25 protein-coding genes are annotated in these 21,249 nt (G+C 72.1%); 7 read left to right on the top strand and 18 right to left on the bottom strand.

Features of this window, described 5'->3' with window-relative positions:
- Window positions 1-7: 7 nt before the first annotated feature.
- The 4 genes from Q0599_RS11520 to Q0599_RS11505 are packed head-to-tail and all read right to left on the bottom strand — an operon-like array spanning window position 8 to window position 1,130.
- Complete coding sequence (locus tag Q0599_RS11520) at window positions 8-313, bottom strand: DUF4398 domain-containing protein (protein ID WP_298829572.1); 306 nt, start codon at window positions 311-313, stop codon at window positions 8-10.
- Between the two features lie 27 nt (window positions 314-340).
- Complete coding sequence (locus Q0599_RS11515) at window positions 341-652, bottom strand: DUF4398 domain-containing protein (RefSeq protein ID WP_298829570.1); 312 nt, start codon at window positions 650-652, stop codon at window positions 341-343.
- On the bottom strand, window positions 649-819 hold the full coding sequence (locus Q0599_RS11510; protein ID WP_298829568.1) for a hypothetical protein: 171 nt from the start codon (window positions 817-819) through the stop codon (window positions 649-651). Before Q0599_RS11510 ends, Q0599_RS11515 begins: the two co-directional genes overlap by 4 nt.
- Window positions 816-1,130, bottom strand: a complete 315-nt coding sequence (locus Q0599_RS11505; protein WP_298829566.1) for a BON domain-containing protein — start codon at window positions 1,128-1,130, stop codon at window positions 816-818. Before Q0599_RS11505 ends, Q0599_RS11510 begins: the two co-directional genes overlap by 4 nt.
- A gap of 172 nt (window positions 1,131-1,302) precedes the next feature.
- On the opposite strand from Q0599_RS11505, the gene Q0599_RS11500 reads away from it, so the two are divergent.
- A complete protein-coding gene (locus Q0599_RS11500; protein ID WP_298829565.1) occupies window positions 1,303-2,691 on the top strand; it encodes a lyase family protein in 1,389 nt (462 codons plus the stop codon).
- Between the two features lie 103 nt (window positions 2,692-2,794).
- Entirely contained in the window at window positions 2,795-3,202 is a 408-nt protein-coding gene (locus tag Q0599_RS11495; protein WP_298829564.1) for a DUF302 domain-containing protein, read from the top strand.
- Between the two features lie 50 nt (window positions 3,203-3,252).
- Here the strand turns inward: Q0599_RS11495 and Q0599_RS11490 are convergent, their stop codons facing one another.
- The 5 genes from Q0599_RS11490 to Q0599_RS11470 all read right to left on the bottom strand — a co-directional run bounded on the left by Q0599_RS11490 (window position 3,253) and on the right by Q0599_RS11470 (window position 6,996).
- Window positions 3,253-3,435, bottom strand: a complete 183-nt coding sequence (locus Q0599_RS11490) for a CsbD family protein (RefSeq protein WP_298829562.1) — start codon at window positions 3,433-3,435, stop codon at window positions 3,253-3,255.
- 57 nt (window positions 3,436-3,492) lie between these two features.
- Complete coding sequence (locus Q0599_RS11485; protein ID WP_298829559.1) at window positions 3,493-3,903, bottom strand: PRC-barrel domain-containing protein; 411 nt, start codon at window positions 3,901-3,903, stop codon at window positions 3,493-3,495.
- 175 nt (window positions 3,904-4,078) lie between these two features.
- A complete protein-coding gene (locus Q0599_RS11480) occupies window positions 4,079-5,518 on the bottom strand; it encodes a mannose-1-phosphate guanylyltransferase/mannose-6-phosphate isomerase (protein WP_298829558.1) in 1,440 nt (479 codons plus the stop codon).
- Between the two features lie 67 nt (window positions 5,519-5,585).
- Complete coding sequence (locus tag Q0599_RS11475; RefSeq protein ID WP_298829557.1) at window positions 5,586-6,542, bottom strand: DUF535 family protein; 957 nt, start codon at window positions 6,540-6,542, stop codon at window positions 5,586-5,588.
- A 67-nt stretch (window positions 6,543-6,609) separates the two neighbouring features.
- Window positions 6,610-6,996 carry a hypothetical protein gene (locus Q0599_RS11470; protein WP_298829556.1) on the bottom strand — a complete coding sequence of 129 codons (387 nt, stop codon included), beginning with the start codon at window positions 6,994-6,996 and terminating at the stop codon, window positions 6,610-6,612.
- Between the two features lie 238 nt (window positions 6,997-7,234).
- Here Q0599_RS11470 and Q0599_RS11465 point away from each other — a divergent pair, with 238 nt between their 5' ends.
- The 5 genes from Q0599_RS11465 (at window position 7,235) to Q0599_RS11445 (ending at window position 10,417) form a co-directional block, all read left to right on the top strand.
- Complete coding sequence (locus tag Q0599_RS11465; protein ID WP_298829555.1) at window positions 7,235-7,453, top strand: glycine zipper 2TM domain-containing protein; 219 nt, start codon at window positions 7,235-7,237, stop codon at window positions 7,451-7,453.
- A gap of 106 nt (window positions 7,454-7,559) precedes the next feature.
- The gene (locus Q0599_RS11460) at window positions 7,560-7,919 is read left to right on the top strand and encodes a BON domain-containing protein (protein ID WP_298829554.1); all 360 of its coding nucleotides are present in this window, start codon (window positions 7,560-7,562) and stop codon (window positions 7,917-7,919) included.
- A 2-nt stretch (window positions 7,920-7,921) separates the two neighbouring features.
- Entirely contained in the window at window positions 7,922-8,110 is a 189-nt protein-coding gene (locus Q0599_RS11455) for a hypothetical protein (protein ID WP_298829552.1), read from the top strand.
- Complete coding sequence (locus Q0599_RS11450) at window positions 8,088-9,074, top strand: hypothetical protein (RefSeq protein WP_298829551.1); 987 nt, start codon at window positions 8,088-8,090, stop codon at window positions 9,072-9,074. The genes Q0599_RS11455 and Q0599_RS11450 overlap by 23 nt, the downstream gene beginning before the upstream one ends.
- Entirely contained in the window at window positions 9,071-10,417 is a 1,347-nt protein-coding gene (locus Q0599_RS11445; protein ID WP_298829549.1) for a GNAT family N-acetyltransferase, read from the top strand. Before Q0599_RS11450 ends, Q0599_RS11445 begins: the two co-directional genes overlap by 4 nt.
- On the opposite strand, the gene Q0599_RS11440 is transcribed toward Q0599_RS11445, so the two are convergent.
- The 9 genes from Q0599_RS11440 to Q0599_RS11400 are packed head-to-tail and all read right to left on the bottom strand — an operon-like array spanning window position 10,358 to window position 21,243.
- Window positions 10,358-11,647, bottom strand: a complete 1,290-nt coding sequence (locus tag Q0599_RS11440) for a capsular biosynthesis protein (RefSeq protein WP_298829547.1) — start codon at window positions 11,645-11,647, stop codon at window positions 10,358-10,360. The two genes, Q0599_RS11445 and Q0599_RS11440, sit on opposite strands and share 60 nt — an antisense overlap.
- Entirely contained in the window at window positions 11,644-12,828 is a 1,185-nt protein-coding gene (locus tag Q0599_RS11435; RefSeq protein WP_298829545.1) for a glycosyltransferase family 2 protein, read from the bottom strand. The genes Q0599_RS11440 and Q0599_RS11435 overlap by 4 nt, the downstream gene beginning before the upstream one ends.
- A complete protein-coding gene (locus Q0599_RS11430) occupies window positions 12,825-13,745 on the bottom strand; it encodes a glycosyltransferase family A protein (RefSeq protein WP_298829543.1) in 921 nt (306 codons plus the stop codon). Before Q0599_RS11430 ends, Q0599_RS11435 begins: the two co-directional genes overlap by 4 nt.
- Window positions 13,742-15,181, bottom strand: a complete 1,440-nt coding sequence (locus tag Q0599_RS11425; RefSeq protein ID WP_298829540.1) for a haloacid dehalogenase-like hydrolase — start codon at window positions 15,179-15,181, stop codon at window positions 13,742-13,744. The genes Q0599_RS11430 and Q0599_RS11425 overlap by 4 nt, the downstream gene beginning before the upstream one ends.
- Window positions 15,178-16,272 (bottom strand): acyltransferase, encoded by a 1,095-nt coding sequence (locus Q0599_RS11420; RefSeq protein WP_298829539.1) that lies wholly within the window; start codon window positions 16,270-16,272, stop codon window positions 15,178-15,180. Before Q0599_RS11420 ends, Q0599_RS11425 begins: the two co-directional genes overlap by 4 nt.
- The gene (locus Q0599_RS11415; RefSeq protein ID WP_298829538.1) at window positions 16,269-17,645 is read right to left on the bottom strand and encodes an O-antigen ligase; all 1,377 of its coding nucleotides are present in this window, start codon (window positions 17,643-17,645) and stop codon (window positions 16,269-16,271) included. The genes Q0599_RS11420 and Q0599_RS11415 overlap by 4 nt, the downstream gene beginning before the upstream one ends.
- A 44-nt stretch (window positions 17,646-17,689) precedes the next feature.
- Window positions 17,690-18,439: a CpsD/CapB family tyrosine-protein kinase gene (locus Q0599_RS11410; RefSeq protein ID WP_298829537.1), complete on the bottom strand. Its 750-nt coding sequence runs from the start codon at window positions 18,437-18,439 to the stop codon at window positions 17,690-17,692.
- Window positions 18,436-19,866: a Wzz/FepE/Etk N-terminal domain-containing protein gene (locus Q0599_RS11405; RefSeq protein WP_298829536.1), complete on the bottom strand. Its 1,431-nt coding sequence runs from the start codon at window positions 19,864-19,866 to the stop codon at window positions 18,436-18,438. The genes Q0599_RS11410 and Q0599_RS11405 overlap by 4 nt, the downstream gene beginning before the upstream one ends.
- Before the next feature lie 18 nt (window positions 19,867-19,884).
- Complete coding sequence (locus Q0599_RS11400; protein WP_298829534.1) at window positions 19,885-21,243, bottom strand: ATP-grasp domain-containing protein; 1,359 nt, start codon at window positions 21,241-21,243, stop codon at window positions 19,885-19,887.
- Between the last annotated feature and the right edge of the window lie 6 nt (window positions 21,244-21,249).

Here is a 21,249-nt window from a genome sequence, read left to right as displayed (position 1 = left end):
GCGGCGCTCAGAGCGTGCAGCCGCGCTGGGCGATCTCCCGCGCGATGGCCACGCGCTGCCGGGCCAGGTAGGCCAGGTGGTCGACGACCGCGGCGGAGGCGCCGCCGTGCCAGGCCGCGTCGGCACGGGCCAGTGCCGCGGCGGCTTCGTCCATCTCCGCGACCGCGCGCTCGCGTGCGCAGGCGTCGGCCAAGGCACTGCGGTGGTCGCTGTGCGCCTGCACCAGCCGCGTGTTGTCGGCCGGCAGCGTGTTGCAGCCCTGCAGGGCGAGCAGCAGGGCCAGGGTCGGCACGATCGCGGTCGGGAGATTCATGTCGGCGGCAGCACGCGGTGGCGAGTGTCAGCGGGCCGGGCGGGCGAGTGCCGATTCGGTGCGCGCCAGCGCGAGCAGCGCATCGAGATGCGCCTGTTCGGCCAGCCGAAATGCGCTGTCGTGGTCCTTCGCGATCATCGCCACCGTGGCGCGATGCAGCTTGTCGCGCGCGACGCCGAGTTCGACCGGCGCGAGGCGCTCGGCACCGGCCAGCCGGGCCTGCAGAAGCGACTCCGTGGCGAGGGTCATCTGCGCGTCCGGCGGTGGCGTGGCCGCACAGGCGGCGACCGCCAGGGCGCCGCCCATGGCGAGACGGCGCGCGGTCGCGATCCGGATCACCGCCGCGGCTGGCACAGCTTTTCCTCGAGCTCCATCTCGAGCGCCTTGGTGATCACGTAGGCCTCGAGGTACTTCTGCTCCGGTCCGTCCTTGCGCAACTCGTCACGATCGTTCTGCGCCCGCGTGATGCGCTGGCGCAGGACTTCGATCTCCTGTTCCAGCGTCATGGCCGGATGGCGATCTCGTTGCGGACGGACTTCACGCCATTGACCTTCCACGCGAGGCTCTCGGCCTGGGTCTTCTCGGTCGCGTCCTTCGCGAAGCCGGACAGCATCACGCTGCCGTTGAGCGTCTCGACGCGAATGCTCGACGCGGCGACGTCCTTGTCGTCGACGAAGCGCGCCTTCACGGCGGTGGTGATGCTGGCGTCGTCGACATAGGCGCCGACCGTTTCCTGGCCGCGCGTGACGGCACACCCGGAGGCAGCGACCAGGACGAGCGTGGCGAGGACGGTGGTGATGTTCGAGCGTGCGGTCATGAAGAATCTCCAGGGAACTGCGGGCCGGTGGATCCAGACCGCCGAATGCCAATGTAGGCCGCGTGCGCCGGCCGGTCGGTGCGCTGGCGTACACACCCGCCGCCGCGGCGAGGTTCATGATGGGCTTGGCGTCGCGCGCCGCGGTGCGCTGCGATGAACGGAGGTGGATGCCATGCCCGCAACCCGCGTGGAAACCGACAGCTTCGGCCCCATCGAGGTGCCGGCCGACGCCCTGTGGGGCGCGCAGACCGAGCGCAGCCGGCGCTTCTTCGCCATCGGCGAGCAGCGCATGCCGATCGAGACCATCCATGCGATGGCGCAGATCAAGCGTGCCGCGGCGGAGGTCCACCGCGAGCTCGGACTGCTTCCGGCGGACCGCGCCGACGCCGTGGCCGATGCGGCGGCCCGCGTCGCCGCTGGGGAGTTCGACGCGCAGTTCCCGCTGTCCGTCTGGCAGACCGGCTCGGGCACGCAGTCGCACATGAACGTGAACGAGGTGATCGCCAGCCTGGCCTCGCTCGCGCTCGGCGGCGGGCTCGGCGCCGAGCGTGTCGTGCACCCCAACGACGACGTGAACCTGGGCCAGTCGTCCAACGACGTATTCCCGACGGCCATGCACATCGCGGCCATGCGCGCGGCCCGGTCGCTGCTGGCCTCGCTCGAGGGGCTGACCACGGCGCTGCGGTCGAAGGCGGCGGCCTTTGCCGATGTCGTCAAGGTCGGCCGCACGCACCTGCAGGACGCAACGCCGATCAGCTTCGGCCAGGAGTTCGGCGGCTACGTCGCCCAGCTCGCCATCGCCGAAGAGGCGGTGCGCCGCGCACTGCCGCCGGTGCAGGCGCTGGCGATCGGCGGCACCGCCGTCGGCACCGGGCTGAACACCCATCCGGACTTCGGCGCGCGGGTCGCGGCCCGGCTGGCCGAACGGCTGGGCGAGCCGTTCACGCGGGCCGCCAATCCGTTCGCCGCGCTGGCCGGACACGAGCCGCTGGTGGGGCTGCACGGCGCGCTGCGGATGCTGGCCATCGCGCTGCACAAGATCGCCGGCGACATCCGCCTGATGGGCAGCGGGCCCCGCGCCGGCCTCGGCGAGCTGCGCCTGCCGGCCAACGAGCCGGGCAGCTCGATCATGCCGGGCAAGGTCAACCCCACGCAGGTCGAGGCGCTGACCATGGTCTGCACGCAGGTGATGGGCCATGACGTCAGCATCGGCATGGCGGCGAGCCAGGGGCAGTTCGAGCTCAACGTGTACAAACCGCTGATCGCGCTGGACGTGCTGGCGAGCCTTCGCCTGCTGGCCGATGCGATGGCCAGCTTCACCCGCCATTGCGTGGAGGGCATCGAGGTCGACGCGGCGCAGGCGGCACGGCAGCTGGCAGGCTCGCTGATGACGGTGACGGCGCTGACACCGCACATCGGCTACGACCGCGCCGCGGCGATCGCCAGGCATGCGCACGCGAGCGGCCTTGGCCTGCGCGAGGCGGCGCTGGCGGTGGGCGGCGTGAGCGCGGCGCAGTTCGACGCCTGGGTCGATCCGCGGCGCATGCTCGGTCCGGGCTGAGCTCGGCGGCGGCGCTGCTGGACACGGTGCGCTAGCGAACAGACGGGGTGCGGCAGTCGTTGCATCATGAAAGCCGAGGCGCCAGAGGCGCAGGGAGATGATCATGTACGGATTCACCACCACGCTCACCGGCGTCGGCTTCGATCAGGCGCTGGAGAAGACCATCGCAGCCCTGAAGGCCGAGGGCTTCGGCGTGCTCAGCGACATCGACGTGCAGGCCGCGATGAAGGAGAAGCTCGGCGTGGAGATGCCGCGCTACCGCATCCTCGGCGCCTGCAATCCGCCGCTGGCGCACCAGGCGCTGCAGGCGGTTCCCGACATCGGCCTGCTGCTGCCCTGCAACGTGATCGTGCGCGAGGCGAAGTCCGGCGAGATGGTCGTGGGTTTCCTCGACCCGCAGATCATGGTGGGCCTGGTCGGCCACGCGGACATCCAGGCGGTGGCCGATGCCGCGCAGCAACGCCTGCGGCGCGCCTGCGCCAGCCTGGGCGGCACGCCTGCGTCGGACTGAACCGGCATCGGAGGCGGGCCGGGGCCATGCCCCGGCGCTGCCGGCAAGCGCTACTTGTCGCCGGCGTCCTTGACCGCTTCCTTGACGTCGCCGACGGCCTTCTGGGCCTGCCCGGCCACCTGCTTCTTGATGCCCTCGGTCTGCTGTGCCTTGCTGCCGATCACCTTGCCGGTGGTCTCCTGCACCTTGCCGGCGGTGTCCTTGATCGTGCCCTTGACCTGATCCTTGTTCATGCTTTCACCTCGGGGTTGAAGTCGGGAGACGGCGCCGCTGCGCGGCGGCGCGAGCGTTCATTCGGCGTCGTGGGGCGTGCCGTAGAACTTGTGCACGCCGCTGGCCCAGGTGCGGTCCGACATGGCCGGCCAGCGGTCCTTGTCGAAGCCCGGCGCGTCCTTCAGCACCTCCTTGGGGACGTCGAGCGTGGAGCGCTTGTTCTCGCTGTCCAGCGCCAGTGCGGCCCAGGGTACGGCGAACAGTGTGTCGCCCAGGCCCAGCAGGCCGCCGAAGGACAGCACCGCGTAGGCCACCTTGCCGGAGGCCATGTCGATCATGAACTCCTTGATCTCGCCGAGGTCCTCGCCGTCCTTGTTGCAGACGTCGTTGCCCAGCAGCGTGTTGGCGCCCATCAGCGCCGGGCCGAGCCCGAGCGCGCTGTTGGCGTGCATGCCGAAGTTGTCGCGTGTGACGTGGTTGCTTTGCATGGCCGTTCCCTTGTGGATCCGTTCGATCGGCCGGACTTCCCCGCACCTGCCCGGTGGGGACGGTCGCAACGCCAGTCCGCTGAGGTGGCCGGGGCACGGCGGCCCGCGAGCGCCAGGTGGACCATAGGCCGGCCGAGGCCGGCAAGTCTGTGCGCGAGCGAACCCAGCGGCCGCTTCAGGTGCGGCCGCAGCTGTCGCCGAAGCGGACGATGTCGTCCTCGCCAAGGTAGCTGCCGGACTGCACCTCGATGATCTCCAGCGGCACCTTGCCCGGGTTGGACAGGCGATGCTTCTCGCCGAGCGGGATGTAGGTGCTCTGGTTCTCGGACAGCAGCGTCGTGCAGCCGCCGCAGGTCACCTCCGCCGTGCCGCGAACGACGACCCAGTGCTCGGCGCGGTGGTGGTGCATCTGCAGGCTGAGCGAGGCGCCCGGCTTGACCACGATTCGCTTGACCTGGAAGCGCGGGCCGGCGTCGATGCTGTCGTACCAGCCCCACGGGCGGTGAACCTGGCGATGCACGCTCGGTTCGGGCCGCCCGCGGCGTTGCAGCTCTCCGACCACGTCGCGGATGTCCTGCGCGTGCGCTTGCGACACCACCAGCACCGCATCGGCGGTCTCGACCACGATGACGTCGTCCATCCCGACCACGGCGACCAGGCGGCCGGTTGCGTGCACGAGCGTGTTGCGGCTGCCTTGCACCAGCGCATCGCCGACGCTGGCGTTGCCTTGCGCGTCCTTGGCGCCGGCCTGCCACACGGCCTGCCAGGAGCCGAGGTCGTTCCAGCTGGCCTGCATCGGCACCATCCGCATGTCGACGCCGCCTTCGACGGATGTCGATTCGGCGACCAGCACCGCATGGTCGACCGAGATCGCCGGGATGCGCGCGAACTCGTCCGGTCCGGGACGGAGGAAACAACCGTCCATGCGGCGGGCGGCCCATGCGGCCTCGGCGGCGGCCGCCAGGTCGTCACGATGGCGCTGCAGCAGGCTCAGCCAGACCGATGCGCGCACGACGAAGATGCCGCTGTTCCAGTACCAGCCGCCGTCGGCGAGCCAGCGCTGCGCCTGCGCGAGCACGGGCTTCTGGGCGAAGTGCTGGATCGGCCGCCCCGGGCCGTCGTCGAGGCGGTCGGCGAGGATGTGGCCGTAGCCGGTTTCGGACCGGTCGGGCTCGATGACGAGCAGGGCGATCGCGCCGCGCGCGGCGATGCGAACCGCTTCGCGCAGCGCCTGGCAGAAGGCCCCGGTGTCGGCCACGGTCTGGTCGGAGGGGGTGACCAGCAGCACCGGATCGGCGCCGTCCTGCATCGCCCGCCATGCTGCCAGGCTCATCGCCGGGGCGGTGTTGCGCGCGCTCGGCTCGAGCCGCAGCGTGGCGTCCGTGACGCCCATCTCGAGCAGCTGATCGAGCGCCAGGAAGCGCTGCTCTTCCGCGCACACCACGCACGGCGGCGCCATCCACAGCCCGGTGTGCGCCAGGGCCGACAGGCGCCCGATCGATTGCTGGAACAGGCTGAGCGGGCCGCTCAGCTCGAGGAACTGCTTGGGGCGTTGCGCGCGAGACAGCGGCCACAGCCGGGTGCCGCTGCCGCCGGCCAGGACCACCGGCTGCACCGTGTCGACCAGCGGCTGGCCGTCGCCACGGACAGGCGACGAATGGTGTTCTCCATGGGGGATGCGTTCATCGTAGGGAGATCGACGCCGCGGATCTGTTCGCTGCCGAACACGCGCCGACGGCGGCCACCGCCGCGTCGATCTGTGCATGCAGGTCGTCCAACATCTCGTAGCGGCGTCGGTAGAGTGCGCGCTTGCGCGCCGGCACGGCGCCGTCTTCGCGCCGCACGGCCTGTGGCGCGACTTCGAAGAATCCGCCTGCCGCCGGGGCGCCGCCGCAATCGGCCCAGACCTCGTCGTAGCTGGAACGCACCTGTCCGCTCGCGGCGAAGTAGGCGTTGCTGCTGACGCGGTGCGCGTTGTCGACGGCGAGGATGCGCGTCACGCCGAGGGCCAGGGCCAGGTGGCGGAAGGCGCCCAGCAGCAGGTCGCGCGGGCGCAGGCCCTGCCACTGGTGGGTGAGGCGGCGGTAGGTGTCTAGCGCGTCGGGGCTGCGCCGGCCCTGCAGCGCGCCGACATAGGCCACGCGCTGCCCCGCAATCTCGCCGAGCGTGAAGGCCAGCGCGTAGAGGTCCTGCGCGCCACGGCGCAGATGCAGCGTCGACTCGCCTTCGTGCTCGAACGGGCCGGGCAGGTCCAGCTCGACGCGCAGTCCCTCGCCGGCATCGGCCAACTGCGCGGGTAGGGCCCCGCGCAGCAGCGTGCAGCACCCCCCGGCGAGCGCAGCGTAGTGCGCCGCGATCACGGCCAGCCGATGCTGCGCCGGCCAGGCGCTGTTGAGGTAGGGATGAACGACGCAGGTCAGCAGGTAGGGCCGTGCATCGATCTCCTTGCGCAGCGCCGGGTGAGCCGCGTGGCCGAGCCAGTCGCGGAAGGTGTCCAGGTGCGGAACGCAGCGCAGGAAGTGCATCGCCATGCGCGCCGGGCCGATCGTGCCGGCGCCCGGTCGCGGGTGACGCACCGCATCGAGCAGACGCAGCACTGTCTCAACGCGGCCGGCGCGCCCCGTGGCGCGGGGAGGCATGGCGGCGATCTTCGGGTCATGTGTGCGAGGCAAGTGACGTGCTCCGGTCCGGATGTCCATTGCAGTGCTATCGCGAGTGCGGCAGGTCCGGCGCAGCCCTGTCGCCGCCGGGCTCGGCCGCAGGGTGCGCGCGCGGATGGCGCGGGTCGTGCCGGGCCAGTGCCGTGCCGACGGCGCGCTTGAGCTTGCGCACCGCGCCGTCGATCGCGCGCTCGGCATGGTAGGCGCGCTCGGTCACCACCACGCCCTCGAGGCTGCCGAGCCGGGCCGCCAGTGTGCAGTGGATGATCTCGTAGTCCGATCGGGGCCGGCGGTTCACGTCGCACAGGTGGGCTTCCACCTCGGTGATGCGCTCGCCGAAGCGTCCGAGGGCGTGTCGCACACGGCCTTGCAGATGCTCGGCCAGCGGAAGGGCACCGGTGTCTTTCATGTCGGCGTGGAGAAGAACCTGCATGGTCTGGATGTCCTTGGTCGGAAGGGCGCCGCCGTTGCCGGCGCCTGCGCGGGTGGCCTGGGGCAGAGCCGGGCCGACGAAGGCGCTACCGTAGGTCCGATCGACCGGCGGTGTCTGTACGCACACGTACACAAAGGCGGGTGTGCGGCTGCGCACAGACGGGGCGAGGCACGAGGGCTACAAGGAACTTCGATGCGTGACCGTCCGTCCCGCGCGCCCCGTTCTCTCTGGAGCCACCATGAACACACGTTGGATCACCCTGTGCGGCACGGCCTGTCTCGGCCTGTCGCTCGCCGCCTGCAGCGGCATGTCCCAGCGCGACAAGAACACCGCCGCCGGCGCGGCCATCGGCGGCGCGGCAGGCGCCGTCCTGACCGGCGGCAGCACCGCGGGCGCGGTCGGCGGCGCGGCGGTCGGCGGAGTCATTGGCAACCAGATCGACCCGAAGAAGAAGTGAACCCACCCCGGCCGCCGGCCGTCCGGCCGTGGCCCCCACGAACAGGAGCGCAACGATGAACAGATTCCCGATCTCCCGAGGTGCCGCCCTGGCGGCGGCGCTGCTGATGGCCGGCACGCTCGGCGCCTGCAACCGGCGCGACGACTCGCAAACCACCGGCCAGAAGGTCGACGCGGCGGTGGCGAAGGCCGATGCGAAGCTCGAAGAGGCCAAGGACTCCACCGCGAAGGCGATGGACTCGGTCGCGACCGCCGCCGCCGATACGGCGATCACCGCGTCGGTCAGGGCGGGCCTGGCTGCGGACTCCGAGCTGACGAATGCCGATGTCGGCGTCGAGACGCGGGAAGGCCGCGTGGTTCTGCGCGGGGTGGCTCCCGATGGCGCCGCGCGCGACCGCATGACCCAGATCGCCACCGCGGTGAAGGGGGTGGTCGCGGTGGACAACCAGCTCACGACGGCGCGCTGACGATGGACGCGCTTCACGGCGGGGCCCGCAGTGGCGAGTCGACGCCGGCAGGCGCTCGCCTCGACGCCGGCACGCTGGCCGCTGCCGCGGAGGTGAACCGTCACCACGCCCAGAGGCTGGAGGCGCAGCGGCGTGACCCGATGCCTGCGCCGGAGGAGGTTGGCGACGATGAACCCGACGAGCGCACCTGAGAGCGTGCAGGTCCGCGCACTGCCGGCCGCCCAGCCTGGCGACTTCGGCCGGCGCCTGGTGCGGGGCACCCACACCCTCGAGCGCAGCGCGCTGTTCGCCGACGATGCACTGGCCGATCTGCTCGAACGCATGCCGCCCGGGCGGGTCCACGCCGTCTCGATGGGCCACGACGAAGCGGCCGGGCACGGCGGCGTCCGCCACGTGCGCTGCGACGGCGTGCCTGGCGCCGAACTGCTGCGCGCGGTTCGCATGGGCCGCCTCTGGCTCAACCTCGCCCGCGTGGATCGCGCGGATGCCCAGTGGCGACAGCTGATCGACCAGCTCTACGCGCTGCTGGCGCAGCAGCTGCCCGGATTCGCGCCGCAATCCAGCCACGGCAACCTGCTGATCTCGTCGCCGCAGGCGTGTGTGGCCTATCACGCCGACGGCCCGGCCTCCGTGCTGTGGCATGTGCGCGGCCGCAAGCGCCTGTGGGTCTACCCGGCCGGCGACGATCGGATCGCGCCACGCGAGGCGCTGGAAGACATCGTCGCCGGTGTGCGCGACGAGTACCTGCCCTACGAGCCGGGCTGGGATGCGCAGGCCGAGGTGCACGACCTCGAACCGGGTCAGTGGATCGCCTGGCCGCAGAACGCGCCGCACCGTGTAGACAACATCGGCGAACTCAACGTGTCGCTGGCCACGGAACACTTCACCGCAGCCACCCGCCGGCGTGCGCACGTGCTGGCCGCGAACCGCTGGTTGCGCCTGCGCTTCGGCCGTGCCGGCGCCTCGCTCGACGAGCACGGCGCCGGTGCGCTGATGAAGACGCTGGCGCACCGCATCGTGCGCCGTGCCGGGCTGGACCCGGCGCCGCCCAAGCAGCACGTCTTCACCCTGCGCATCGACGCCGAGGCGCCCGGCGGCACGAGGCCGCTGGACGAGCTGCCCGTGCCGCCGCAGGCGCGGCCTACCGCGCCGTGATCGAGGTCCGCTGCCTGCACGACTTGTCGCAGGCTGCAGCGTGGCGCGAGGAGATCGATGCGCTGAACCGCCAGGCCGCACACCCCGACCCGTTCTCCAGCTTCGCGCACCTGCAGGCCCGCCTGCGGCACGACGAGGAGGATTCCAGCGGGCGCAGCACGCAGCTGTGGCTGCTGCTGGCCTTCCGTGAAGAGCGCCTGGTCGGCTATGTCGCGCTCAGGCGCGTCGAGCGCCGCATGCTGGGGCTGCGCGTGGCCACAGTCGGCTTCCTGGTCACGCACGACGCCGACCGTCCTCACGTGGTCGCCCGGCGCGGTGACGAGACGCCGGTCGTCACGGCCATGTACTGCCACCTGCTCGGGCGCCGCAGCGAGTGGAGCTCTCTCGAGTTCATCCAGCAGAGTGCCGCCTCGACCCTGTTCCCGCCGCCGCCGGGCGTCGACCTGTCGGGCTACCTGCTGCGGCAATGGCCAAGCCTGGAGAACTGCACGATCCGGATCCGCTGGAACAGTCTGGGCGGCTACCTCGCTGAACTGTCGAAGAAGTTCCGTTCCAACCTGAGGCGGGAGTTCAGGGGGCTGCTGGCGGCCGGACGCGCCGAGACCATCGCCTCGTCGGACCCGGCCGACACACCGGCCTTGCTTGCCTTGTACCTCGGCATCGAGCCGAACAGCTGGAAGGCCCACGGCGAGGCCGCCATCGGCAGCCATCCGCGGCACATTGCGCAGTTCCGTAGCCTGCTGGAGGAGGGGCAGCCGATGCGCGTCTCGATCCGCTTGCTGCTGCTCGACGGCCTGCCCGTGGCCGGCATCATCAACGGCGCCTTCGAAACCGGGCTGCATGCGCTGCACATCGTCTACGACGATCGGCTGAGCCGCTTCGCACCGGGCTCGGCGATGCTGCTGCTCGGCGTGGGCCAAGCCATCGAGGAAGGCCACGAGTTCTTCAACCTGCGCTCCGGCTTCGGGTATTACAAGAGCCGCTGGCTGGCCGAATGCACGCCGCTGCACGTCGCACAGATCTACCGTCGCGGCAGCCTGCCGTACTGGCGGCGCCGGCTGGGCGACTGGAAGCGCCGCCTGGCGGCGCCCGTGGCGCCGGCGGTGAGCGCGATGTGCAATCCGGCGCGGCGCGAGGCGGCGGCACGTCCGCCTGCCGACCCGGCGCTGGCGTCCGACGAGCGTCAGCGCGAGCGCATCGCCGCGCTGGTGTCTCAGGTGCGCGCAGGGCGAGGCGAGTGGCTGGCGGGCCGGCAGCTCGAGGCGATTCTGCTGGCGGACGGCTCAGGCCGGCTCGCGGCGCCAGGCCGGCCATGCGCGCCAGCGGCGATCGGTGGGCCATGACAGGACGATCACGCCGGCCAGCGTGATCAGCTCGCCGGCGAGCATGCCCACCAGCGCGCCGGTGGCGCCGAACTCCCGCATGGCTGCCAGGCTGGCGGCCACCGAGACGACGGCGCCGAGCAGGGTCAGCAACGTGAGGCCGCGAAAACGCCCTTGCGATGCCATCAGGTAGGCGAGCTGGTCGCGCACCACCATCACCAGGAACAGCGCGCCCCACAGCGCCAGCAGGGCATCGCGCTGCGCGAACTGCTTGCGCAGCAGGCTGGCGAAGATCCAGTCGCGGCCCAGCCAGAGCACCGCGAACCAGGCCAGCGTCAGCGCCGCCATGGCGGCGGCGAACAGCGCCAGGCGGCGGAACAGGAAGGCCGCACCGTGGCGGTCCAGCCAGCCGGTGGCCAGCGGCAGCATCAGCGAACCGATGCCGGTGGACAGCAGGTTCACGGGCATCAGCAGCTGCCGGATCGCGGCGATGGCGGCGACGGAGGCCACGTCGAGCGTGGCGGCGACCAAGTAGACATAGCCCTGGCTGAAGCTCCAGTGCATGGCGGCACCGGCGATCGACCACCGCGCCAGCGGCACCAGGGCACGCAGCCGGCCCGGCGCCGCGGCATGGTTCCAGTCTTCGTGGCGGCGCAGCGCACGCCTGAGCCCGGCGATGCTGGCTAGCGCCGCCACGGCAAGGGCCACCATCGCGAAGGCGGCGGCCGGCGAGGCCCGCGTGGCAGCGAACACCCCGCCTACCGAGAGCGCGGCGAAGAGCAGGTCGGTGCGCAGCACGTCCTGCGGCCTCCGGTGGGTCAAAAGCACCAGGCGCAGGCACTCGCGATGCAGGATGAACAGTGCGGCACCGATGCCGGCCAGCAGCAGCCAGGTGTCGCGCCACGACAGCAGGCCGGCGGCCTGCAGGCCCAGCGAGCCGGCGGCCAGCAGCAGGCCGCCGGCGACGAGCAGGGCGGGCCATTCGCGCAGCAGCGCGCCGGCCAGCACGCGGCGCTGCGGCAGCTCGAGCCGCCCCATCTGCGAAGCCAGCGCTGGGCCGCAGAACGCGTTCTGCAGGGAGACCGCCAGGGCGATCGCGCTGATGGCCAGGATGTAGTGGCCGTACTCGAGGTCGCTGCTGCGCCGGATCAGCAGCAGCCCGATGGCGAAGCTCGCGGCAGACAGCAGCGCCTGGCTGACGACGGCGCTGCTGAACAGTCGGGCAAAGGCCAGGCGGCGGTGGTCGCTCAAGGCTCTTCCCGTCGCGTTCGGATCCACTGTGTCACGTCGTGGGTGCGCAGCATCAGCAGCAGCTTCCACAGCACGAACCCCGGAACACGCGCCAGGTCGAGCAGGCCGCGCAGGCCCACGCCGCTGAGCTGCCAGCCGCGCAGCACGTGCAGCAGCAGGCTGGCGGCGCAGGCCAGGGCGATGCCCATCCAGAGGCCGGCACCCGGCACCCAGGGCCAGGCCAGGCCGGACATCGCCAGCAGCGCCACCACGCCGAGCAGCACCCAGGCCAGCGGCGGCATCAGCAGGTCGAGCGCGAGGTCGAGGCAGACCGCGCCGTCGGGCCGGCCGGTGCAGCGCAGCAGCGGGCCGAGCCGCGTGCGGATCAGCTGGCGCCGCCCGTCCTCCCAGCGCTGCCGCTGCGTGGCCGCAGCGGCCCCGCCGCTGACCATCAGCGCGTCGACCCGCGCCTCGTCGGCGTGGTGGATGCGGTGCCCCGCCAGCGCGAGGTCGATGCCGTACTCGATGTCCTCGGCCAGCGAATAGGCGCGGTACGGCACCTCGCGCAGCAGCCGGTGGGTGACGCACCAGCCGTTGCCGCGCAGCCCGCACGACAGCCCGAGCCGCTCGCGACCGCGCGAGCGCACGCGGTGGAAGCAGCTCAGCGCGATGGCCATCAGCCGCGTGCGCCACGAGGCCTGCGCATTGAGCACGCCGTAGTGGGCCTGGACGGCCTTGGCCCCGGCCTCGATGCGGCCGGCGAAGGCCTCGAGCAGGTTCGGCGAGATCTCGGTGTCGGCGTCGACCACCACCACCGCATAGGCCCGGGCATCGCGGCGGCTGGCGGCGAAGCCGAACTCGAGCGCGTGGCCCTTGCCGCGGCGCTCGGCATCGTGGCGCTCGAGCACCACGGCGCCGGCGGCGCGCGCCAGCGCCGCGGTGTCGTCGCTGCAGTTGTCGGCCACCACGAGCACGCGATAGCCGTCTTCCGGCCAGTCGAGCCGCTTCAGGCTGGCGACCACGGCGCCGATGACCGCTGCCTCGTCGTGGGCCGGCACGACGATGTCGAACTTCATGCGCCGTGACGAGCGCGGCCCCGGCGGCGGCTGCTGCGACAGCAGCGTGAAGGCGAGCAGGTAGAGACTGGCCGCCGCCGTCGGCAGGGCCAGCGCGAACAGCAGGGCCTGCAGCAGATGGATCATGCCGCCTGCCCGCCGTACTCGCGGTAGTGCCAGCCGAAGAACACTGACAGCTTGCCGATGTTCGCGGCGGCCTTGAGCAGCCAGCGCACCGCATGGTGCCGACCGCGCGGCCAGCTCAGCAGCGCCAGGACCGCGGCCGCCGCGGCCTGCAGAAAGGCGCGCAGCGCGTACAGCATGCGGCCGCCGGCGCCGAGCGCACCGTAACGGCCGTTCAGCCGGTGGCGCGCGTGATCCTGCCCGCCGCGCAGCGCGCGCATCAGCAGCCAGCGCAAGGACAGGCGCGAGCGTTCGACCGGCTCCTGCACCACCGCCTCGTCGCACCAGACCACCCGGGCACCGCCTTGCACCAGGCGGGCGAGCAGGTCGCCGTCCTCGCCGCCGGTGCGGCCATAGGCCGGATCGAAGGGGCCGCGCAGGCCATTGAGCAGCGGCGCGCGCAGCAGCACGTTGCCGAAGCGCAGCTTGTTCGGCGGCACGAGCGTGCCGGTGCGCAGGCGGACCCAGTCGTAGAAGGCGCCGCGGCGTATCCACGGGGGCGCCTCGCGTGGCACCAGCGGCACGACCGGACCGAGCACGCCGTCGGGCCGGTGGCGCAGCGCGCAGTGGGCCAGTTGCCGCAGCCACTCGGGCGGCGCGCGCTCGTCGTCGTCGACGAAGGCGAGCCAGTCGCCGCTGGCCAGGGCCACGCTGCGGTTGCGTGTCAGGGAGATGTTCTGCTCGGGCTGCACCTCGTAGCGGAGGCGGAACGGCGGATGCGTGGCGCGCAGGCCCTCGACCACGGCGCGCGCGCTGCCCGCGGCGTCGTTGTCGACCACGATCACCTCCTGCGGCAGCAGTCGCTGCCAGGTGATGTCGTGCAGCAGGGCGCGCAGCCGTTCGGGGCGCCGGTAGGTGGCGATGCACACGCTGATCTTCATGGCGGAGGCACCTTGCGCAGGTGGTCGATGCGGTGGGCGGCCGATACGGCCGCGGCCAGTTCCCGTCGGGCGCGGAACAGGTTCCAGGCCAGCAGGGCGAGCGCGCTGCCGCCGGCCAGCGACGCCAGGCCCTGGGCTAAGCCGAGCAGCAGCACGAGCACGACGAAGAACATCAGCCGGATCAACTGCAGCGGCGCTTGCGGCCACGCCTTGCCGCCCAGCCGGTAGGCGTGGTACGGCACCCAGCGGGCCAGCACGTGGGCACCGAGCGCCGCCGCGCCGACCGGCGTGATCGGCACCAGGGCGACGAAGGCCGCGCTGCGCGCGAACTGCAGGCCGGCGAACAGCCACACGCGGGTGGCCTTGTCGAGCCGGTTGTAGAGGTGGAAGCCGGCCTGCGTGGCCAGCAGCACCGCAGCCCAGGCGATGAAGTCTGCCGCCACCGGCACCGCGGGCCAGCGCAGCAGCCCGATGGCGACGGCGCCGCCGCCCAGCGCCCAGGCCCACGGCGCCCAGCGAGGCGTGGCGACCGGGGCGCTGGCGAACTCGGCACTCAGCTTCGGTTCGAGTTCGTGGCGCGCCGCGACGAGGTCGTTGTCGACATAGCCGCGCTCATAGATGGCCCAGAAGGACAGCAGCAGGAACAGCAGCCCGGCCAGGTGCAGGAGCGGATGCGCGGCCAGACCGATCGACGCCAGCACCCAAAAGGCGAAGTCCTCCTGCAGGATGCCGCGCACGATGTAGCGCTGGCCCGGGCGCTTGACCCGCGAGAGGTACTGGCCGGGCAGGTAGACACCGCTGAGCGCGTGGCGGAAGCGCGCCTCGGGCCACACCGCGCGCAGCGGGCGGGCGCAGGCGTCGAGCAGCGAGAGGTCCTGCGCCGAGTCGGTCAGCACCAGGGCGCCGCGCACCGTGTCGTCCCCGAGCGCGCCGCGAGCCAGCAGCAGCTTGCCGTGGCGGCGGTCGGCGAAGGTCCAGGTGCGCGCGGCGACGATGCGCGCCTGCGGCAGGCCGAGGGCGGCCACCAGCGGCGCCACGATGCTGTGGAAGCCGGCCGTGGTGACGATCGCCGGCGCACCGGCGCGGCGCAGCGCGTCGAGCAGGCGCAGGTTGGTGAAGCCCGTGGCCAGCTCGGCCACGCGCTCGCGCCAGTGGCGGTCGGTCCAGGGGAAGCAGGTGCAGACCAGGCACACCCGCCAGACGTCGCGCGTGACCTCGCCGCCGGTCCAGCGCCAGGGCGCCAGCAGGTCCAGCAGGCGCAGCAGCATCAGCGCGGCCAGCCGCGGGCGTGCCGAGTCGATGAAATCCTCGGTCGAGTTGCGCAGGTACAGCGTCTCGTCGAGATCGAGCAGGATCGGGCCGCGGTGGTCGAGGATGGCCAGCAGCGCTGCTTCCGGCGAGACGTCGTGGCGCGTCGGCACGTAGGCGGAGTTCATGGCGTGCCCATGAAGCGGAAGTCCGGCGCCGGCGTCTGCGCCACGCGATCGCGGTGCAGGCGGCGGCGCAGCGCGGCGATCGGCTGTTCGACCCAGCGGCGCATCGGCTCGGCCACCGCCAGCGTGAGCAGGGCGCCGACCAGGGTGAGCGTGGCCCAGCCCCATTGCGGCCAGTGGCGGGCCAGGCCGAGCAGGATCACGTGGTGTGACAGGTACACGGTGTAGGAGATCGACCCCAGGTAGACCAGCGGCCGTGCGCTCAGCCAGCGCCACGGCCAGGCACCGGCGTGCCTCACCGCGGCGTGCAGCAAGCCGGCCACCGCCAGGCTCTGCAGCGTGTAGCGGGCCGTCAGGCGGAAAACCTCGTCGCGGTAGACGAAGGTCGCCAGCAGCGTGGCCACGCACAGCAGCGCCACCCCGGCATCGTGGCGGGGCGTGCGGGCCGGCGCCTCGTCGAGCCAGGGATTGCGCCACAGGCCCATCGCGCAGCCGACCAGGATGGCGTCAGCGCGCGTGTCGGTGGCCATCGTCAGGTAGGCCGCCGAAGCGCCGTGCTGCACCAGCCACAGGCGCCAGCCGAGCATGGCCGCGCACAGCAGCGCCAGCACGGCGGCGGCGGTGCTGCCGCGCGCGCGCAGCAGCAACAGCGCCAGCGGCGGATAGAGCAGGTAGAAATGCTCCTCGATCGCCAGCGACCAGACCACGCCGATGCCGGCAGGCACGCCGTGGTAGTCCTGCGCGATGACGAAGTAGTTGCCGAGGTAGAACAGCGACGAGAGAAGGCCGCCGGCGGTGAAGGCGCCGCCGATCAGGCCCAGCGCCGACAGCGCCGCCGCGGCAGTGACGACGATCGCCAGCGGCGGCATCAGGCGCAGCAGCCGGCGCAGGTAGAAGCTGCGCAGGTCGAGGCGGCCGCTGCGCGCGTGCTCCTGGCGCATCAGCGTGGTGATCAGGAAGCCGCTGAGCACGAAGAAGATCGTCACGCCCAGGCCGCCGGGGACGACGCGCTCCAGGCCGCTGTGGGCGAGGAACACCAGCGCGACGGCCAGCGCGCGCACGCCGTCCAGCGACGGGATGGGGCCGGATCTCACGGCCCGGCTCCCCGCATGCCCGCGGCCGGCGAGCCGAAGGCCGCCCGCAGCCGGTGTTCGAGCAGGCTGCGCGCCAGCGCGGTGCTGGCCAGGGCCATGATCACGAAGTCCACGCTGAGCACGCTGAACCAGTGCGTCTCCGAGAGGTTGGTGATCGCCTGCTGGAAGAAGAGCGCGATGACGAGCACGGCCTGCGAGCGCTCCAGGCGCAGCAGCTGCAGCGCCTGCCGCACGTGCACGAGCAGGTAGGCGAACAGGCAGGCCAGGCCGGCCCAGCCGAGGTCGTTGAGGATCTCGAGGTAGCCGTTGTGCGCCGAGCCGGGGTAGAAGCCTTGCAGGCGGCGCACGAATTCGTAGGACTCGGTGCCGGGCATGGGGCCGGCCGTCCAGTAGGCCGCATAGCCCGAGCCGAGCAGCGGGCGCAGCTCGACGTGCTCGGCCAGGATCCACCAGATGCCGGTGCGGCCGGTCAGGCTCGCGTCCTTGCCGGTCAGCGTGCTGATGCTCGACAGCAGCGCGCCCAGCCCCGGAATCAGCCCGAGCATGGCCAGCGCGTACAGCAGCAGCGCCGCGGTCAGCAGCACCACCGCGGCCGGAAGCAGCCGCTGTAGCGGCCGCGGCGCGCGCAGCGCCAGGAACAGGAAGGCCACGACGAATACCGCCGCGGCCATCGAGGTGGAACTGCGCGACAGCAGCAGACAGGTGGCCGCCAGCGCGATGCCGGCCAGCGCGGCCGGGGCGCGCAGTTCGCCGCTGAACCAGCCGTGGCACCAGAAGACGAGCGTGAGGCAGGCCAGCGCGCCCAGGCCGTTCTTGTGATTGGCCAGGCCGCGCCATGCGCCCGACAGCTCGGCGGCGCTCTCCTGGTGGATGGCCAGCGCAGGGAACAGCAGGCCAAACAGAAGGGAGCCCAGCAGCATCAGCGTCAGCACCGGGCGCAGCACGTTCTGCAGGCGCCGGGCGTGCCACGCCATCAGCACGAAGGCGATGCACACGAGCACGATGGTGATCAGGCGGATCAGCCGCCGCGCGGTGAGTCGCTCGTCGATCGACCAGGCGAGGCTGGCAACGGCCAGCGCCACGAAGACCGCCAGGAAGGGGTTGAGCCGACCGGCCAGCAGCGAGGCGAGGCCGGTGCGCCAGGCCAGGACGGTCACGGACAGCAGCATCAGGCCCAACCACAGAGCCCGGCTGATCGCTCCGCCCGAGGCGTGCGCGCCGCGGCTGGCGATGCCCTCGTAGTCGAGTCCTTCGGGCACGATCATCAGCACGATCAGCACCCACACCATTGCCGCAAGCAGCCGTGCATGCTGGCCGTCGACCACCCAGGCGGGGGCCGGGTGCAGGGGCGGGTCGGGGCTGGCGACTCTCATGGCGATCGTGTCGTCGATGGATGGCGCGCGCGGGACCGAGATGCTCAGAAGTGGCTGACGACCGCGCCGAGGATCCGGGAGCGTGTGGCCGACAGGCGGCGCATCATGTCCTCCATGTCCTGCCGGGGCGTGTGCTGCGCGCGGCTGAGCGCGAGCACCCGGCCGACCAGGCGGGCGACCGCCAGGCCATCGGAGAAGCGGCCCACCGGTGCGGTGTCGAGCACGACGAACTCGTACTCGTGGCGCCAGCGATCGATCAGCGCGGCGAAGCGGCGGCTGGACAGCAGCTCGAGCGGGTCGCCCGGCAGTTCGCCGGCGGTCAGCAGGCGCATGCGCGGCAGGCCATGCACGCTCTGCACCTGCGGTTCGTCGCCGTGGGCGATGGCTTGCGCGAGCCCGTACCGGTTGGACGCGCCGAACAGCAGGTGCTGCTGCGGCCGGCGCAGATCGGCATCGACCAGCAGCGTCGGATGGCCAGTCTGCGCGAAGCCGATGGCGAGCTCGGCGGCGAGCAGCGATCGGCCCTCGCCGGCGCAGGGGCTGAGCAGCGCGACGATGTCGGCGTGGTCGGGCGAGTCGCGGCGCAGCAGCAGCTCGGTGCGCAGTGCGCGGATCTTCTCGCAGCGCGGGTCGCAGGGATCGTGCGCCATGATGAGGCGCTCGCCGGGCTGCACCCGCGCTTCGACGGGCTCGACGGGCCGCATTTCCGGACGCCGACGCCAGATCGACTCGGACCCTTGCGGCTGCAGGGGCTGCACAGGCAGGTCGGCATGGCGCGCCGCAGGTGTGTTCATGTGCTCACCCGCAGCGGCAGCCGGCCGAACTCCGCCAGCACCGGAACGCCCCACTGGCGCTCGATGTCGTCGCGGCAGCGCACGCGGCGGTTGAACAGTTCGTAGGCGAGCGGGATACCGAAGCCGAGCACGCCGGCGCACAGCACGCCGAACAGCCAGCCGAGCAGCACGCGCGGCCGGCTCGCCTTGACCGGCGGCGTGGCGCGGCTGACCAGGCTGACGTTGGTCTGCCGAGCGCTGGCGGCGAACATGATCTGGTCGTAACTCTCCAGCGCGCGCTTGTAAACCGCCTGGGCGGAGGCGAGCTCGAGCCGGTACTTGGCGGCTTCGTCCTGCAGCAGGCTGCGCGCCAGCACCTTGCCGCGCTGTTCGTCCAGCGAGCGCTCGAAGCCCTTTTCCAGCCGACGCGCCACGCCCAGGCCGGCCGCGGCACCGTCGCTGTAGCTCTTCACGTTGGCGGCCAGCGCGCGCCGCGTCGCGGCGACCTGCGCCTCCATGTCCGCCACGTCCGGGTACAGCGGCGTGTAGTGCTTCCTCAGGTAGTCCAGGCGCAGCTCCTGGGTGGCCAGTTGCGCCTTCAGCTGCTGCGTCAGCGGCGAGGCCAGCACCTGCTCGCCGACCGCCTGGTTCTGTGCCGCGCGCGCCTCGGCCGCACGGCGCTCGTTCTGCGCGGCGAGCAGCCGCTCGTCCATCGCCGCCAGCAGCAGCACGTCGACGCCGCTCTTGTCCGTCTCCTCGATCAGCCCGTTGCGCTGGTGGAAGGCAGTCAGGTCGCGCTGGGCCTGCTCGGCCTTGGCCTTCAGCTCGTCGAGCTGCTGTGCGTAGCGCTTGGCGCGGTCGCCCGGCGCGGCGCCGGCACGCAGCAGGTCCTGCTCCTTGTAGACGTCGGCCACCGTGTTGGCGACCTGGGCCGCCTCCGCCGCGTCGTCGGACGAGAAGCTCGCGTAGATCAGCTGGCTGCCGCGCTGGCTCTGCTCGACGACGAGCGTGCGCGCGACCTGCGCGGCCGCCCAGTCGCGCAGCGTGCCGGTCTCGCTGCGCCAGCCGCGCGCGTAGGCGGGCCGCTCGGTGAGCCGCAGGCGGTCGACCACCGCGAGCAGCAGCTCGGGCGTCTGCATCAGCTCGACCTGCGTGGCGATGTAGCTGCCGACCTGGCCGACCGGCAGTTCCTTGCCGTTGAGCGGGTCGCTGACCTCGTAGTTCACCATCAGCGCCGCGGTCGCGCTGTAGGTGCGCGGCCACAGCCACATCGCGACGGCAGTCGCCGCCAGGACCAGCACGATGATCATCGCGCTGAGCCCGCGGTAGGCCCACAGGATCGAGAACAGCTGCGGCATCGACAGGCCGGGATGGACGTAGGCCAGCGGGACCAGCGGCGTGGCTGCCGCCAATGGTCTCTCGCTGGACAGCGCCGGAAGATCGGTCAAGTCAAACCCCTGGTTGATTCACGGCGTGTGCCGCGACAAAGGGTTGTAGTCGGCACAGGCTGGCAGCGTCTGTTCGCTGCCGTACGCATCCGGCGCGGTGTCGCGGCGCGGCGGGGTGTTCCGCGCCGGCTCGCGCCAGCGCGCCCAGGCTCGGGCGATCCAGCCGCGCTCGGCCCAGGGTGCTTCCAGGCCGTCGCGCACCAAGTCCGGTTCGTTCCAGGGAACGTCGTGGTGGTCCATCCGCAGGTGCAGGCTGGCCGGGTCGCGCCGACACTCGCCCGGGAACAGCGCGATCACCTCGTGGCCGATCGCTGCACGCCCTGCCGCCGCGGGCCATGCACCGAGCGCCGACAGCAGCGCCGCCGGCAGGTCGTGGCCGGGCTGCGGCACGAGGTGGCTGATCGGCGTGGCACGCGGGTTCATCTCGATCAGGTGGGCCGCGCCGGTCGAAGCCTCGAGCATGAAGTCGACACCCCACAGCCCCGACAGGCCGAGCCCTTGCACCAGTCGCCGCACCGCCTCGTCCATCTCGGCGTTGTCGATCACGCGCACCACCGTGGCCGGCCCGGTCGATTGCTGCGTGCGCAATGCCTGCACACTCGTGCCGGCAAGCACCTCGCCGCGCCAGCAGGCCACGGCCCGGTTGGCCGGCTCGCCGGCGATGAAGTCCTGCACGGTCAGGACGGAGCGCGACGCTGCCAGCCGCCGGCGCAGCGGCAGGCTGTCGCGGTCCAGCAGGGTCCGCGCCAGCGCCTGAGCGGGCGAGGGCGGAGCGGCCAGACGCTCGAAGGCGCGTCTGGCTTCCTCGCGGCTGCGCACGATCGCCACACCCTGGCCGCCCCAGCTGCCGTCGATCTTGATCACCGCAGGCAGTGCATGGCCGTCGAGCCAGGCGACGAGCTCCTGCGGCGTGAGCACCGTCCGGGTGTTCGGCACGCGGATGCCCAACGACGCGGCGAGCGCCATCAAGCGGCCACGCGTCGTCGCGAGCAGGCACGCCTCGGGCGCGCCGAGCGATCGTGCGATCAGTTCGCGCAGGGCCGGCGATGGCCGATCCGCCGCGTCGACCTGTGCATGCAGCCGCTGCAGCTGCAGCGCGGCATCGTCGTCGCACGGGATGATCAGGTCGGGCTCGGCGGATTGCAGCGCCTCCTCGAGCGAGCGCAGCGGCCGCGAGGCGCTGTGGCGATGGATGCGCGTGGCCGCTCGTGTGCGCGTGACCGGGTGGCCGCGCGGACAGAGCACCTCGACCCGCCCTCCCAGCTCCGCGAATGCCATCGCCAGGCGGGCTGCGATCGGCCAGCGCAAGGTGGCGCAAAGCAGGATGCGCGGCGCTGCGGACGGCTGGGGGGCGTGCCGGGTGGAGGCGGTGGGCATGGGCAG

The organism is uncultured Piscinibacter sp. (genome assembly GCF_937952055.1).
Taxonomy (GTDB): Bacteria; Pseudomonadota; Gammaproteobacteria; order Burkholderiales; family Burkholderiaceae_C; genus Piscinibacter.
Note: the sequence above shows the minus strand (reverse complement) of the source record. Positions and strands in the feature narration are given on the sequence as shown.

What these genes read in the sequence shown, in the direction of transcription:
- Q0599_RS11455 (WP_298829552.1), top strand. Translation starts at nt 7,922, where the DNA reads ATGGACGCGCTTCACGGCGGGGCCCGCAGTGGCGAGTCGACGCCGGCA.
- Q0599_RS11475 (WP_298829557.1), bottom strand. Translation starts at nt 6,542, where the DNA reads ATGCCTCCCCGCGCCACGGGGCGCGCCGGCCGCGTTGAGACAGTGCTG.
- Q0599_RS11510 (WP_298829568.1), bottom strand. Translation starts at nt 819, where the DNA reads ATGACGCTGGAACAGGAGATCGAAGTCCTGCGCCAGCGCATCACGCGG.
- Q0599_RS11490 (WP_298829562.1), bottom strand. Translation starts at nt 3,435, where the DNA reads ATGAACAAGGATCAGGTCAAGGGCACGATCAAGGACACCGCCGGCAAG.
- Q0599_RS11505 (WP_298829566.1), bottom strand. Translation starts at nt 1,130, where the DNA reads ATGACCGCACGCTCGAACATCACCACCGTCCTCGCCACGCTCGTCCTG.
- Q0599_RS11400 (WP_298829534.1), bottom strand. Translation starts at nt 21,243, where the DNA reads ATGCCCACCGCCTCCACCCGGCACGCCCCCCAGCCGTCCGCAGCGCCG.
- Q0599_RS11425 (WP_298829540.1), bottom strand. Translation starts at nt 15,181, where the DNA reads ATGAACTCCGCCTACGTGCCGACGCGCCACGACGTCTCGCCGGAAGCA.
- Q0599_RS11465 (WP_298829555.1), top strand. Translation starts at nt 7,235, where the DNA reads ATGAACACACGTTGGATCACCCTGTGCGGCACGGCCTGTCTCGGCCTG.
- Q0599_RS11410 (WP_298829537.1), bottom strand. Translation starts at nt 18,439, where the DNA reads ATGAACACACCTGCGGCGCGCCATGCCGACCTGCCTGTGCAGCCCCTG.
- Q0599_RS11435 (WP_298829545.1), bottom strand. Translation starts at nt 12,828, where the DNA reads ATGATCCATCTGCTGCAGGCCCTGCTGTTCGCGCTGGCCCTGCCGACG.
- Q0599_RS11460 (WP_298829554.1), top strand. Translation starts at nt 7,560, where the DNA reads ATGGCCGGCACGCTCGGCGCCTGCAACCGGCGCGACGACTCGCAAACC.
- Q0599_RS11485 (WP_298829559.1), bottom strand. Translation starts at nt 3,903, where the DNA reads ATGCAAAGCAACCACGTCACACGCGACAACTTCGGCATGCACGCCAAC.
- Q0599_RS11430 (WP_298829543.1), bottom strand. Translation starts at nt 13,745, where the DNA reads ATGAAGATCAGCGTGTGCATCGCCACCTACCGGCGCCCCGAACGGCTG.
- Q0599_RS11495 (WP_298829564.1), top strand. Translation starts at nt 2,795, where the DNA reads ATGTACGGATTCACCACCACGCTCACCGGCGTCGGCTTCGATCAGGCG.
- Q0599_RS11415 (WP_298829538.1), bottom strand. Translation starts at nt 17,645, where the DNA reads ATGAGAGTCGCCAGCCCCGACCCGCCCCTGCACCCGGCCCCCGCCTGG.
- Q0599_RS11450 (WP_298829551.1), top strand. Translation starts at nt 8,088, where the DNA reads ATGAACCCGACGAGCGCACCTGAGAGCGTGCAGGTCCGCGCACTGCCG.
- Q0599_RS11470 (WP_298829556.1), bottom strand. Translation starts at nt 6,996, where the DNA reads ATGCAGGTTCTTCTCCACGCCGACATGAAAGACACCGGTGCCCTTCCG.
- Q0599_RS11520 (WP_298829572.1), bottom strand. Translation starts at nt 313, where the DNA reads ATGAATCTCCCGACCGCGATCGTGCCGACCCTGGCCCTGCTGCTCGCC.
- Q0599_RS11500 (WP_298829565.1), top strand. Translation starts at nt 1,303, where the DNA reads ATGCCCGCAACCCGCGTGGAAACCGACAGCTTCGGCCCCATCGAGGTG.